Origin of the sequence: Lacrimispora sp. 38-1 (assembly GCF_049890855.1) — a bacterium.
Lineage (GTDB): Bacteria > Bacillota > Clostridia > Lachnospirales > Lachnospiraceae > Lacrimispora.
This window is the reverse complement of sequence record NZ_JBANEW010000073.1, coordinates 252,385-266,744: the sequence shown is the minus strand read 5'-3', so window position 1 is coordinate 266,744 and position 14,360 is coordinate 252,385. Positions and strand designations below refer to the sequence as shown.

At 42.1% G+C, this 14,360-nt stretch carries 11 protein-coding genes; 2 read left to right on the top strand and 9 right to left on the bottom strand.

Annotation, left to right across the window (positions count from 1 at the left end; genetic code table 11):
• Nucleotides 1-47: 47 nt before the first annotated feature.
• Together V7D18_RS21905 and V7D18_RS21900 are read right to left on the bottom strand one after the other, a co-directional pair.
• Nucleotides 48-983, bottom strand: coding sequence for an alpha/beta hydrolase (locus V7D18_RS21905; RefSeq protein WP_426157508.1), 936 nt, complete (start codon nucleotides 981-983; stop codon nucleotides 48-50).
• On the bottom strand, nucleotides 955-2,325 hold the full coding sequence (locus V7D18_RS21900; RefSeq protein ID WP_426157506.1) for an MFS transporter: 1,371 nt from the start codon (nucleotides 2,323-2,325) through the stop codon (nucleotides 955-957). The genes V7D18_RS21905 and V7D18_RS21900 overlap by 29 nt, the downstream gene beginning before the upstream one ends.
• 201 nt (nucleotides 2,326-2,526) lie before the next feature.
• Here V7D18_RS21900 and V7D18_RS21895 point away from each other — a divergent pair, with 201 nt between their 5' ends.
• A complete protein-coding gene (locus V7D18_RS21895; protein ID WP_426157504.1) occupies nucleotides 2,527-2,691 on the top strand; it encodes a DUF6132 family protein in 165 nt (54 codons plus the stop codon).
• On the opposite strand, the gene V7D18_RS21890 is transcribed toward V7D18_RS21895, so the two are convergent.
• Genes V7D18_RS21890 through V7D18_RS21875 form a run of 4 tightly spaced genes read right to left on the bottom strand, consistent with a single transcriptional unit; the run spans nucleotide 2,688 to nucleotide 8,955 of the window.
• On the bottom strand, nucleotides 2,688-4,352 hold the full coding sequence (locus V7D18_RS21890) for a glycoside hydrolase family 43 protein (RefSeq protein ID WP_426157502.1): 1,665 nt from the start codon (nucleotides 4,350-4,352) through the stop codon (nucleotides 2,688-2,690). The two genes, V7D18_RS21895 and V7D18_RS21890, sit on opposite strands and share 4 nt — an antisense overlap.
• Nucleotides 4,349-6,373, bottom strand: a complete 2,025-nt coding sequence (locus V7D18_RS21885) for a beta-galactosidase (RefSeq protein WP_426157500.1) — start codon at nucleotides 6,371-6,373, stop codon at nucleotides 4,349-4,351. The genes V7D18_RS21890 and V7D18_RS21885 overlap by 4 nt, the downstream gene beginning before the upstream one ends.
• Entirely contained in the window at nucleotides 6,373-7,758 is a 1,386-nt protein-coding gene (locus tag V7D18_RS21880; RefSeq protein WP_426157498.1) for an MFS transporter, read from the bottom strand. Before V7D18_RS21880 ends, V7D18_RS21885 begins: the two co-directional genes overlap by 1 nt.
• 27 nt (nucleotides 7,759-7,785) lie before the next feature.
• Nucleotides 7,786-8,955: a glycoside hydrolase family 5 protein gene (locus V7D18_RS21875; protein WP_426157514.1), complete on the bottom strand. Its 1,170-nt coding sequence runs from the start codon at nucleotides 8,953-8,955 to the stop codon at nucleotides 7,786-7,788.
• Nucleotides 8,956-9,068: 113 nt separating this feature from the next.
• On the opposite strand from V7D18_RS21875, the gene V7D18_RS21870 reads away from it, so the two are divergent.
• Nucleotides 9,069-10,295 carry a helix-turn-helix domain-containing protein gene (locus V7D18_RS21870; RefSeq protein ID WP_426157496.1) on the top strand — a complete coding sequence of 409 codons (1,227 nt, stop codon included), beginning with the start codon at nucleotides 9,069-9,071 and terminating at the stop codon, nucleotides 10,293-10,295.
• Between the two features lie 116 nt (nucleotides 10,296-10,411).
• Here the strand turns inward: V7D18_RS21870 and V7D18_RS21865 are convergent, their stop codons facing one another.
• The 3 genes from V7D18_RS21865 to V7D18_RS21855 all read right to left on the bottom strand — a co-directional run bounded on the left by V7D18_RS21865 (nucleotide 10,412) and on the right by V7D18_RS21855 (nucleotide 14,251).
• On the bottom strand, nucleotides 10,412-10,732 hold the full coding sequence (locus tag V7D18_RS21865) for a DUF4491 family protein (RefSeq protein WP_426157494.1): 321 nt from the start codon (nucleotides 10,730-10,732) through the stop codon (nucleotides 10,412-10,414).
• Between the two features lie 170 nt (nucleotides 10,733-10,902).
• Nucleotides 10,903-12,429: a response regulator transcription factor gene (locus V7D18_RS21860; protein WP_426157492.1), complete on the bottom strand. Its 1,527-nt coding sequence runs from the start codon at nucleotides 12,427-12,429 to the stop codon at nucleotides 10,903-10,905.
• A complete protein-coding gene (locus V7D18_RS21855; protein WP_426157490.1) occupies nucleotides 12,395-14,251 on the bottom strand; it encodes a cache domain-containing sensor histidine kinase in 1,857 nt (618 codons plus the stop codon). Before V7D18_RS21855 ends, V7D18_RS21860 begins: the two co-directional genes overlap by 35 nt.
• Nucleotides 14,252-14,360 lie beyond the last annotated feature (109 nt).

Here is a 14,360-nt window from a genome sequence, read left to right as displayed (position 1 = left end):
ATTGTTTATTTCGTATTCAAACAACTGATGCTTTGCGATTGGTTCACTCATTCTTTTTCATTATCCTTCTTAATAAATTCATTAAAAAAGAAGCATTCTTCATCATTGCATATACGGGCATCCTCTGATTTTATATCGCAGTGAAAAACATGGCCAAGGCGGTTTTTATCACTGCCAAAAAAGCGGCAGATAAACGGTACATTACATTCTGCCAGTTTCTCAGCCATAATGGGCGCCTGGTTTTTCAAAAAATCTCCCACTGATGTCATAAGAAACGCAGGGGGATAATCTGCGGTTACATATTTTTCCACGCTTATCATCTCAAGCTCCTCAACAGTGCCTCCCATGGGAAGATATTCCCCGATCAGAGACTTCGTCTTATCATCGCTTTCTTTTTCATATTCCATATGAAATGCGCCGCAGTTTAATGCAATCGCCTCCGGTGCAAAACCGTCTGGTGTCTGAAACGGATATTGACGGGCATAGTCAGGATTGGTGCAAATCGCCGCATATAATCCGAGGATATGGGCTCCCGCAGAATCTCCCACAGCAAAAATATGCTCTTTGTTAAAACCATAGGTCTCAGCATTCTCTATAACCCATGAAAATACCTGATTCGTATCTTCTATGGAAGCCGGAAATTTGTTTTCCGGCGCCAGCCGATAAGTAAAATTCACCACTGCAAAGCCGCGCCTTGCCAGGTCCATACAATAGAACTGATAGATTTCCTTGTCTCCATATACCCAGCCGCCGCCATGTACACTTACAATGACTGGAAGCTTCTTTCCATGTAACTCTTTCGGCCGGTACACATCAAGGATCTGCCATTTTGCGTCAGTTCCATACACAATATCATCGTATCTCTGAATGGAATCCGGCGTTGTCAGACCCGCATCACGTTTTAAGTCTCCTTCCCGGAACATCTTACGTATTAAATCACTTGTTTCCGACATTTCATTCACCAGCTTTTCTATTTTTTTCACGCTTATTCTCAAGATCCGTTTGTATCTGGACAATATACCGGTCTATATTCATCATAACACAAAGAATCAGACAAATGCCCGAAATAATCGCTCCATTATAGCCAAATCCAAATCGGATCATATTCACTGCTGAAGCGGATTGGACAGCTGCGGTCCCAACATAACCTCCAATTGCGATAATCCATGTACAGACAGCAGCTCCAACGCCAATGCCAACCTTCATGCCAAAGGAAGTGCAGCTGTTGACAAGTCCTTCAGAACGTATTCCAGTCTTCCATTCCCCATAATCAACTACATCTGCTGTCATCGCGAAAAGACCAGACATAATAGGTCCCATGCCGAAGCCTTTCACTGCCACACCGATCAAAACAACCGTCACATTGGAAGCTGCCGCTCCTATTATTAAATAGCCTATGATCATCAGGACAGCACCTGATATCATCAGTTTCCATTTTCCATAAAGCTTAACTAATTTTGGCATAATGAGATTTACAATCATCGCCGGAATCGTAGCTGCCATGCTGATCAGTGTAATCATCCCTATATTTCCAAGTACAATGTTGCAAAAATAAAATGTAGTTGATCCAGTACTGACAATTGCAATATATAAAAAAAGGAAGAGCAAAGTCTGAATATAAAAATATCTGTTTTTCAATAAAGCCGGAAGAGCCAAATGAAGCGGTACTCTCTCCACCTTCACCAGCCCGGTTTCTGCGTCTTCATCTAAGTGCTCTTTTACACCCCAGAAGCAGATGAGCAGTAAAACCATTATTATAATACCATAAACGAAAGATAAAACAAACCATCCGACAGTAGCAAGTAACCCTGCCGTTACCGCATTAATGATGAGAGTGGTAATCTGAGTCATTACAAAGCGGATGGAGGCTGCAGAAGCACGATCATTGACATTCAGTGTCATACGGGACAGCAGTGCATTATACGGCAGATTATTTGCTGTATACACAATGCAGCTTTGAAAAATGTATGTAAGATAGATATATACCAGTTTTCCTCCGCTGCTGAAATCACCAGGTACATGAAACAACAAAATAAGGGCCAATGCCATGAAGGGCGCGGTCCAGAGCAGCCAGGGTCTGGCCTTTCCCCATCTGGTGCTGGTTCTGTCCACTATCACTCCCATGAAAATATCTGTTATTCCATCAAATATACGTGTCAACAGCATCATGGTTCCGATAGCAGCCGCCGCAATGCCAACCGTATCTGTATAATATGCAGTTAAAAAGGTGGAGCACATCGCAACAGCAACATTGGCACCGCAGTCACCCAGACCGTAAGAAACCTTCTCTTTCATCGATAACTGTCTTAATACCTTCTTTTTCATAAGCACCTCTCATATCCTCATGATTTTTCCGTTTTTTTATCCGGTATAATCTGAGTATATCAGGTGTAATTAAGATATTCTTTCTGTTTTTTGACTCGTTTTATCCAGTTTTTACCTTTTAATTGCCAGATCTTCTGTGACATTATTACTGAAATCAGAATCTAAAAACGCTATGATTAAAAAAAACAGGAGGAACCTGCCATGATTTGGAGTGAAATAATTGGCACCGCAATAGGCGGCTTTGCCGGATATCTCTACTATAAAAAAATTGGGTGCCCAAGCGGAGCCTGCCCCATCACTTCCAACCGCTACCTGTCGATTCTATATGGAGCGGCACTGGGATATATGATTGGGGCATCTTTCTAATTAACTGCTCTGTCCTCATCGGCACAATATTCAAAAAAGTCAAAATCTGCATAGTGGCTGTGCTTTACTCTGTCTGCACAGGTAATGCCAACCATAGTACCGGTAAATTCCCCGTACCTGCAGTATTCATCAGAAAATCTGGTGGTGTCAAAGACCCGTCCGATTTTCTGGTAATTCACTCCGTCAAAACACCAGGAGAACCAGGACTGACGGCCTTCAATAGTAAGCCTCAGATAAACAGGATCATCCCTTACCGGTATCCTGGTATTTAAAAATTCGGTTTTCTCCCCGTTCTCCAGATGGATAATGGAAAGCGCACTCTGTCCCAGAGTTTCGCTGTAATATTTTCTCAAATTAATATAATTCATGTTGTCATAATATAAAATCAGTCCGGCACTGTGCTGGTGAACCTCCGGAATAAATTCCATCTTTGTGGTCACAGTCACATAGACAGAGGTCAGCTTTCTTGCAAGGATGCTCACCTGATTTAAGGAAGTCCGTGATTCCTGACCGCGAATCCGTACATAACCGGGACGGGCTTTTAAATCAGCAAAACGCTGGGGCATAATTCTGGGCGCGTAATACTGCAGTCCCAGCTCTTCTTCATTAAAATCATCAAAGTCAGGGATCTGCTTTACTGGTCTCTCAGGCAGATTACTTTCTTCAACCAGAACTTCTGCTAAATTCCCCCCGCTGGCCATACGCAGCCAATGATCGTCTGTCCATATCATTTTCTGAATGGCCGTTTCTCTTCCAAGGGTGCAGCGCAGCTCCGGTACAAAGGGGCGGGCACATAAATGTACCAGATAGGTTTCCCCATTCTGGGTGTCCACCATACTGCCATGGCCGGATTTCTGAAGAAGGGAATCCGGATTATAATATCTGGGTTTTAAATGGTCCGGATCGTGACGCTCATTCGAATCCCCCGGAACTGAGGTTACGATCGGATTCTTTGGATCTGCCGCATATGGTCCCCAGATCTCTTTGGATCTTCCCATGGTTACGCAATGATTATAGCCGGTTCCGCCTTCTGCACACATGATATAATAATAATCCCCGCGTCTGTATAAATGAGGTGCTTCAATGCAGCCCCGGTCCGTTCCGCCGCTCCAGATGCGTCTGGGATAACCCATAATTTCCTTTTTTCCCGGATCGTATTCCACCATACAGATTGCACCCGGCTTTTCATAGCCTTCCCTGGTCTCCCATTCCAGTGACACGATATATTTTTTTCCGTTATCATGGAGGATGGAGGCATCGAAACCGGAAGAATGAAGATATACCGGCTCACTCCAGGGACCTTTAATATCCCTGGCAGTTATCAGATAATTATTTACATCAAAATACCGGGCGTTCATGGAATTCATGACTCCGTAGATCACATAAAACATATCTTCTTTTTCGCAGTATGTGAGGCATGGAGCCCAGATTCCTTTTGCAGATGGAAGCTTCTTTAAATCAACGGTTTCATCGTCTGTCAGAACATGGGTGTACAATTCCCAGTTTTTTAAATCCTTTGAATGATATATGGGAATTCCCGGAAACCATTCAAAGGTTGATACTGCCAGATAATAATCATCACCTTTTCTGCAAATGCATGGATCGGGATTAAAACCAGGCAGAATGGGATTCTTTATCATTTTATCGTGTTCGCTCATCATTCTTCCTCCAATATGACAGTATCCCAGTCTTTTAAGGGAATCCTGTCTCCCTTCTTATAGTTCATTCCGTCCAACAGGTTATTTACCCGGTCATACGGACAGACAAAGACCGTTTCCTCTTCTGAATAATGAAGTACATAATGAAGCTTTTTATTATCCTGATTGACCCCGCTGCGGATGATCACCGGGAAGCAGACATCCGGTATGCAGCCGGTAAGACCTGCATCCTTTGCAGCCATTGTTAAAATCTCTTTCACGATCTTCTTATCTGTATAGCAGCCAATGTAATAAGTGCTGCCTTTTTCATAATCCGCCCGGGTAATTCCCGCATAGTTTCCCCAGTATTTATGCTCATAGGACGCAAGCGCTCTGGCACCGTCTGCTATAAGCAGTTCGGCAAAATACCGGACCGGCAGCCCCTTGATTTTTGCAGTTCCCGGATCTGTAAACTGATTATAATGAACTTTGAAGCATTCATGAAGCAGATGAGGCTGTGTGTCCGGATAAACACTTAAATATTCATTGGAAACAAAGGATTTAAAGGTACTTACCAAAACTCCTCCGTTTGAAACAAATGCTTTTAACTGCTTTAATTTATCTTCCGTAATGCTGTACAGGGCAGGCGTCACAATTATCTGGTATTTAAACGGATCCAGACCATTAATATCCACTACATCACATTCCATATTTAACTCATAGAGACTGTCATACATCCATCTCACTACGTCATTATAGCTTAAATCCCGGTCTATGGGGAACCACTCCAGTGCATGAAGAGACTGATTGTCAACTACCAGCGCAATCTTATTGTCTTTTCTCAGATTCAGAAGATTCTTACCCGTCTTTTGCCACTGGTCTCCGATCTGACAGGCTTCTTCATATGCCGGATTCACTGACAGATCATGGCTTAGAAGTCCTTTCCAGTAGGTTTCGTATCCATTGTGAATGGAATGCCAGTTCCAATACATGATTCCGTCTGCTCCGCTTGCCAGATGGCTGTAAGCATGGAGCTTTAACTGTCCGGGATAAGGTGTCCAGTATTTAAATGCCTGGGCCTGACATTCCAGTACCAGATAGTTTCTTTCTTTTAAAGAGCGTATGGAATCTCCGCAAAAAGCGATCTCCGCTCCGGTAAGCTGATCCTGCGTGTGATGATAAATATCGGTACCTGCTATCGTCACTGCTTTTGCGGCTTCGTAGTGGTCGATATCCGGCTGAACGCCATAGGAATATCCATCCTGGGCAATATCTGCACCGAATTTCTTCCACTGGAAATCAAAATTGTGGGTAATGAACTGATCTTCTCTTTTATATTCCCTTACTATTTCTGACTGCCATAAGAGAAATTCAGCTGCCAGGCTTCTCTGAAAACGTTCAAACTCACAGGAGAGACCTGCATTGATACAGCCATTCATATCGGGAAAATCACTCCAGTCATGAATGGAATTACTCCAGTAGGCAAGACCGAAGGTTTCATTTAACCGGTCAGTTGTTACAAATTTCTGCTGCAGATATTCTACAAACAACTTTTGCACCAGCTCTGAAGAGGTACCGTAATGCTTTGTTTCGTTGTCGATCTGAAAGCCGGTGACGCATGGATGCCCCGCGGTATGTTCTAACAGTCTGCGGATCACCCGTTCTCCGTAAAAGCGGTAGGCAGGATTCATAAGATCCATGATCTGCCTTCGTCCATAGACAGCCTGCCCGGCTTTCGTCTTTACCATTATATTCTTATCTTTTTTTTCCAGCCAGCTGGGAATGGCGTATGTGGGCGTACCGATTATTACCTCCATCCCCCTCTTCCCAGCCTCTTCAAGGACCCGGTCAATGAAGCTGAAATCATAAATTCCATCGGAAGGCTCCAGAGTACTCCATGTGGATTCCGCAATCCGGACCACGTTCATCCCTGCCTCACACATCATGGACAAGTCTGTTTCCACCCTGTCATAAGGCATATATTCGGGATAATACGCAGTTCCAAACAATAGACTTTTTCTTTGATATCCAGTGTTATCTTTCATCAGTTCTCCAATCTGTGTTTTCCTGTTGACAAATCTGAAAGTATCTTATCATATTTTTTATCCAGATCAAATAATAAAAGACAGACAACTCCAATTCCCATGGTAAGAGCCGGAATCCAGATAAATGCCCAATCAATTGCCGTCAAAGATGAGGCACTCTGTACTGCCTTGTCTGCATGGAAACCGCCTGCTGCCAGTATCCAGCCAAGTGCTGCTGTTCCGATTCCGGAACCAACTTTCATACAGAAGGAAGATGCCGCATTTCCCATGCCTGCAGTGCCATATCCGTTATACCATTCCCCGTATGTAATGGCATCCTGTAAAAGCCCGAACATACACGCTCCGGATAAACCAAAACCGATTCCTTTGATCACTGACATGGCACTGATAAAGGTAAGGTTATAGGACACTCCGGTAAGAGCAAATCCCAGTGTTGCAACCGTAAGACCTGTAAGCATCAGCTGCTTCTTTGTAAACTTCTTCATTAGAAATGGCGTAATAAATAAGGTTATGATCTGAGAAATGGACAGGAAGTTGGAAACTGGGGTGAAATAGTTGGCATCTCCCAATCGGTACTGTGCAAAGTAGACCGCAGATCCGAAGAAACAGGACATCATAAAATATAGGGAAAAGATTGCAATTACAAGCAGAATCCAGTATTTATTCACCAATAATCCTCTTATGCCCTTAGCAAAGGATACTTTAAGTTCTTTATTTCCTTCTGATTTTTCATCCACCACACGCTCTTTGCATACTGCAAATGTAAAGAGATTGATAATAATAAATACGATCATCAGAATGATCATGGTAATAGTCCAGCCTCTCTGGCTGTACTTGTCGCCTCCCCCAAAATATCCGGTCATTTTTAAGACAACTGTATTAATGGTCATCGTACCCGCAGTTGCCAGAAGATTTCGGAAATTTCCCAGAAGTCCTCTTTCATACTGATTGGTCGTCATCAGGCCGTGCATGGTCGCATACGGGATGTTAATTCCTGTATAGAAAATGGTGGAAACCAGATTGTAAGTCAGGAACATGTATACCAGCTGAGCCTTTCCCTCCATACTTTGAGGCACTGTAAACATCAGCACTGTGCAGACTGCAAGAGGCACGCACAGTCTGGCAAGCCACGGACGGGCCTTTCCCCACTTGCTGCTGGTATGGTCTACAATGTATCCCATAACCAGATCTGAAATTCCATCAAAAAACTTGGATACAGCAATAATTCCTGCTGCCGCAGCCGGACTTGCCCCTACAACATTGGTATAGTAAACCAGCAAAAATGCGCTGATTGCAGAATATACCAGATTTCCTGCGTAATCGCCCATACCGTATCCAAAACGCTCAACGAAAGAAAGCCTTCCATTCCCATTTGTCTGTTTCATATCTTCTCCTCTTTTCTGAATTATATTTTACTTTTCTACAGGAAACCAGCCAAAATCCACACATCTTCCCAAATCCCAGCTGTCCCAGCCGCTCCAGCCGCTGGTATTGACTGTATCCGTTAATAGCTTATAGCTCCAGTAAAAATGGCCTGATCCCTTATACCAGGCATCCAGCTGAGCCTTAGCCACGGCCTGATATATATCTTTTTTCTCTTCTGCAGATTTCAATTCCTTAACAGAACCGTCTAAACCGTTTAGTACCGTTTGCCCCCCTTTTGTATCCCAGCCGCAAGCCAGGGAATTAAAGAGACACCATTCGCCGCACACCACAGGGACATATGCCTGTGCTTCCTCTATCTCTTTTGCAAAATGGGTCTGAATGTAATCTAAGTATTCATTTAAGTTCTGACCGCACCCCATCATTTCTGCCATCATCAGATACTGGTGGGTATCCAAAACAATGTTTTGAAACTTTTCTTTTTCGAAGAATTCTTTCCAGCCTGATAAGTCAAATGCATCGTGGAAAACCACATACTTTTCTTCCGGCATACAGGCTCTGATTCTTTTATATGCCTCCCGGTAAAACTGTCTGATAAACGGAAACGGAATTCCGCAGCTGCCGCTGCCCATTGCCTCATCTTTCGGAGGATATCTCTTCTGCACGTTCATTAACTCCCAGATTGCTTCCGTAGCCGGCTCATTAAGAACCTCAATTCCCCACAGCCCTCTTCTTGTTCCGTATCGTTTCGCCAGACGTTCCAGAACAGTCAGTACGAACTCCACCTCCTGTGGATACTGCGCCCATTTGCATACACCGCTGATTCCTCCGTTATCGAATCCGTTCTGGCCTTCCGGCGCAGTATGTAAATCAATAAGAATCTGAAGACCATATTTTTCAGCCCAGTGAAATGCCTTGTCAAGTTCATTTATACAACCCAGAAACGGCTCTCTGTCACCAAAGATAAAATACGGAACCGGAATACGGACAGTATCCATGCCCCAGGATTTAATGGTTACAAAATCCCGTTCGGAAATATACTCACTGCGATGTATTTTAATTCTGGCTTCATAGACTTCTTTTGTTAGACTGCGTGGGAGCCAGTATTCATCCTCTGCATCCGTTCCTTCAAACAATCCGGGGCTCATCCATTTTTCCAGCACCAGCCAGTTTCCCAGGTTTACGCCATTTACTTTCATCATAAATCTCCTTTTTTATCATTTTTCAGTTGAATTCATTTTAAATTAAGTTATACTGTTCTTATATCAATATATACAGTTTTTTATCACGTTTCTCAGATGGAGGAATTTGTATGATTACGAATTATTTCATGAAACATATTTCCTACGATCTTCATACTTTTGTAAAATCCTATGCCAGGGATAAAAAATTGGTGGAGTCTTTTTGCGCACGCAAAGACTTTTTTGATCTTCCTTTTTCCAGTGAAGAAGTCAGAGACGCCGTACTTGAGATTCCTGGGGGTTCGGTTCCATCCCTTACTACTGTTAATGGGAATATCATATACGCAGCAGTTCCTGCTGAAGACATTATTTACGTGATTGGTCCTGTGGGGTTTCATTCACAGGTAAAGATCAATCATATGATTAATGATATTGATGTTGACTACAATTGGATGGAGGGTCTCAGTATCTGCGATTTTGATGATTTTCTTCGTGATATCCTCCTCATCTATAACCTGTTTCATGAAGAAATGCTCACGGCCGGTGATATCATTAAGCAAAACTGCGTGGATTCCTTAGCTCAGGAACAGATACAGAAGAATTTCTCAGAACTTATCTTTGAAAACCATGAAAACAGAAAAAAGCACAACCCCTATGACCAGGAGGTACGGGAATTCTCCAGCATTGAAAACGGGGATATCCGACAGCTGGAGCAAAGCTGGGCGGAGGATTATACGGGGCAGCTGGGCATATTGGCAAAAGACCGGCTGCGAAGCTTTAAAAATGTGTGTATCGTCGTTATTACACTGGCAAGCCGGGCTGCCATACGGGGAGGCGTTAACCCGGAAATTTCATTCTCCCTCAGCGACATATTTATTATGAAAATAGAAGAATCCAATGATATCGCCACCCTCACCTATATCAAAAACAGCGCAGAATATGAGTATGCCAGACTGGTACAGGAAGTAAAGGAACAGCTAAAAGGGAGCCAAAGCAGAGAAAAAAATTCCCGCATTGAGGAATGCAAGGATTATATCTTTTCCCATCTTCACGAGAAAATCAATATAGGGGATATGGCCCGGGAACTTCAGATGAACCCCAACTATCTTTCTGATTTGTTTAAAAAATGGGAAGGGATTTCTATTACAGACTACATCAGAAATGAAAAAATAAAGCTGGCTGAAAATCTTTTAATTTATTCCAAATATCATTATATCGAAATATCGGCCTACCTGGGTTTTTCTTCTCAAAGTCACTTGGGAAAGCAGTTTAAGGAAGTGACAGGCATGACGTTAAAGCAGTACAGAGACTGTTATGGTGTAAAGGAGTTTATCCATACCGGAAAAAAGAGACGTTAAAAAGCAGAAGCCTGACCTTGAAATAAATCAGGCTTCTGCCGCTTTTACGAAAACTCCTCTGTTTCATTGCTCTCTTATTAGTTCACCTATCTAGCTTTTAAGTGATTCAAATCCTTCTATTTATTATTACCGCTAATTTCCGGAGCTTTGAACATTTTTCTTTTTGGATTTTTAGGAAACCAGCCCTTTTCCACCCGCTTCTTCTGCTCAGAGATCTCTTTTATACTCCATAAAAGTGAACATCCAAGCACTGCAGACAGTGACCGTTCTGTTGGAGAAGGTGACACAAGAGAGATTGCCAGACACAGAAGTCCAAATATCAGAAACAGCGGCCATATTTTAGCAGTAAAATAATACTCTGCCTTAATCACAACCGGATGCAGCAGTCCAATAATAAGAAACGTCCCTATGCCAATTATTATCCCATCATAATTCATTCTGTAGTACCTCTTCTTCATTGCATTTATAACATTGTATTATTAAAATTTCAGGTTTATACTGATAAATTCACGGAAGAAACTTGCACTTTGCCAAAATCTAACGTATGATTTTATCATATCATTATATTTTGGAGAAACGAGGTTTCCTGTATCAAAATAAGCCTGGTTTACTCTCTGATCCTTTTCCGGTATGCTGCAGGAGTCTCCCCATAAAAACGATGAAATAGCTCTGTAAAGGAACGGTAATCACGAAACCCTACTTCCTGAGCAATATCTGCCGTCTTTTTGTCAGTGGAAACCAAAAGGGATACTCCGTGCTTCAGCCGGACTTTATTTAAATAATCTTTAAAATTTTCACCAGAATTTTTTTTAAAAAAGCTGCTGAAATAATACGAATTCATATGAATTTCACCTGCCATAACTTCAAGAGTCAGATTTTCCATGTAATGCTTCTCTATATATTCCCTGGCACGTATAATATCCTTTTTATCACCCCTTGCCACCGCATCTCTGATTTTGTTTTTATACTGGCAGAAATAAAGATAAAATTGCTCTGTCAATTCCTCATAACTGCCAGTTTTTCTGGACCGGGCCAGAATCTCTTTAAATTCCAGGCCAGGTTCCTTAATGCCAAGGGTTTCAAACCGTTCATCCAGAATACGGATGGTGCTGGCATAATGAAAACAGGCATCCTCTTTTCTTCCATCCGATGCAATACTAACCAGTCGCTTTAAATTCTCACACGCCTTTAAAAATCCCTTTTCGTCCTGTGCAATCATTGTATCCAGAAGCTGTTCTCTCCCCTCCCTGATCTCATCTAAGGATACTTTCTTTTTAAAAACAGCTATCCCCAACCGAAAGACCGGAAACTGAAACTGACGGGCAAAATAGAAATACCCCTCCATGGAAAGACAACGTGCATAAGCAGCCGGAATATCTCCCATAGAATCTACCGGTTCACCCTCTATAAATGCCAGTCTGCACGTCATCACCCGCTTTGCCTCTTCCATAATCTCCCATAAAAGCTCTTCTGTCTTACAACGTTCGGGATTCTTTAAAACAATTACGATGTTCTGGTTCTTAACAAATACAATTCCCTGATTTTTCTCCTCCAGTAAATCCTCCAGAAAACTAATGATAGAAAACCGGATCAGTTTCTTTTCCTGAACACTTACAGCCTTCTCATAAATAATTTCTGCCACAACTGGTAGATAAGTGCAGTCCTCCACTTCCAGCAATTTTTTATAATAAGCAGAAGAAAATTTGATCTGCATTTCTTCTTTTTCCCCCTGCTCCGGCAAACGTAAATTTTGTTTTAAACTGACCAGGCATTTTTCAACTGTGTTTACCAGTTCATCCTTTATTATCGGCTTTAAGAGATAATCAACCGCTCCAAAGGTAAGTGCGTCCTTGGCATATTGGAAGTCCTGGAAGCCGCTGATGAATATGATTCTGGTATTTATTCCAAGCTGCTTTACTTCTTTTAAAATATCTATTCCGTTTTTTTTAGGCATGTGAATATCAAGAAGTGCCAGATCAGGCTGCTCTCTTACAATTCCGTCAAGGGCTGATTTTCCATCCTCATACTCTCCCATTATCTCAATACCAAGCCCTTTCCAGTCTACCAGCTTTTTAATTCCCTTTGTGATTACAGGTTCGTCATCTGCCAGAATCATTCGAAACATCTTCTTCATCCCCTTTCTTCCATGGCATTATGATTCTTACCATAGTCCCAACTGACGGCGTGCTGGTCACCTCAATTCCATACCCTTCTCCAAAGAGATACCGGATCCGGTCATGTACATTCTTTAAACCAATGCTTTGCCAGTTATGCTCATTTTTAATCCCCGGCTCATTCCCGGCCAGAAGCTCACGAAGCCTCATAAGTGCAGCTTCATCCATCCCCACTCCGTTATCCATTACGGATATTTCAAGGCGGTGGTCGTTTTGCTCCGCACTGATTAGAACATTACCGCTTCCGTCTCTGGGTTTAATTCCATGAACAAATGCATTTTCCACAATCGGCTGTAAAATCAGTTTAGGGACTCTCTGTTTTCCAAATCCGCTTAAATCTACCGCCAGCTTTACCTTTCCTATAATCCTGCAGTTTAAAAGATAGACGTATTTGCGGATAATGTCCACCTCCTGTTCCAGTGAAACCATATCCTGCATAGGACCGATCATATACCGGATCTGTGTTGACAGCGCCTCGATCATCTCAGAAACTACATAATCGTCTTTTTCCAAAGCTGTCATACGGATAACCTCCAGGGTATTGTAAAGAAAATGAGGGTAAATCTGAGATTTCAAAGCAGTCATCTCCGCTTCTGCCTGCTTCATATGCGCAACATAGGACTGGTTGATGTAATTTTCCAGTTCTTTAGACATCTGATTAAAACGGCGGGATAAGATACCGATCTCATCTCCGGAAGTAACCGGGAGTTCCACTTTGAAGTTACCTGTTTCAATCTCTGACATCCGGTCCATCATATGATAGATGGGTTTTGTCAGTCTTTTAGAAAACCAGATAGATCCCGACAGCAGAGCTGCAAAAGTAATTCCCAGAAAGAGATACATCATATGCTGCATCTGTCTCAGTTTCTGGTATACCGTATCTGTGTTCATAGTAATAATTACATTAACTCCATAGGAATTATAATCTGTTTCTATAACAAATTCTTTATCCGTTTCTTTGAAAATACTGCTGTCACTGGAAAGATTCATACCAATCAAATCTCTGTCGCTGCTATAATAGCAGTTATAATCCTTGTCGCATACATACACACGGTCTTCCGGATTTAAGCTGATATTGCGAAACGCTTCCTCAAGCCTTGAAACATCCACATCAAGAAACAGTGTTCCTACATAGTTGTAATCTCCCACCATTCCAGTTAAGTCAAAATAATTTCTGGCCACTGTAAACACCAATTCATTATGCATGGGAAAATAATCATTTCTGTGTGTGGGAATGAGCTTAAATTTTTTGCTGTTTTTATCCAGGGTATCAAATCCCATTCTTTTATTAAAGACAGTCTCATCTTTTGGGTTTTGCAGCCCGGTTCTTGATTTGTGAAAAGGAAGAATGTTGCCGGTTAAATCTCTGGCAATGAAATGAGTCCCGGTAATGGAGTTATCCACTGCCTGAACATTGCTTAAAAAAATTCTCATATTATTTCTTCTGATCTCTTCCACCTTTTCAGGTTCTACTCCTATTCCGTAAATAATCTGACGCAGATTGTCAAAAGACATATAATTGAATTCAAACTGCCCTTCGCTGGAATAATTATAATAATATGGCATTTTCGCAATTCCGTTATAAGTATCAAACATATCCCCTATGGAATCATTCACATAAGCCGCAGCCTGTTCATAATTATTTCGTAGAGATTCCCCATATTCCCGGAACATGCGGTTCATCATGGCAGTGGATAAAATAAGCAGAGGAAACAGTCCCAGCAGAAAAATTACCAGGCTGAATTTCTGATACAAATTCAGTTTTTTACCCAATCGTTTCATTATCCCACCTCTGATTCTGTACAAGTATCAAAATCGAAGGCATGGATTCCCATACCTTCGATCTGCTGGTTATACTGCTATCAGTCTATCACAGAAATTTTTATTTTAC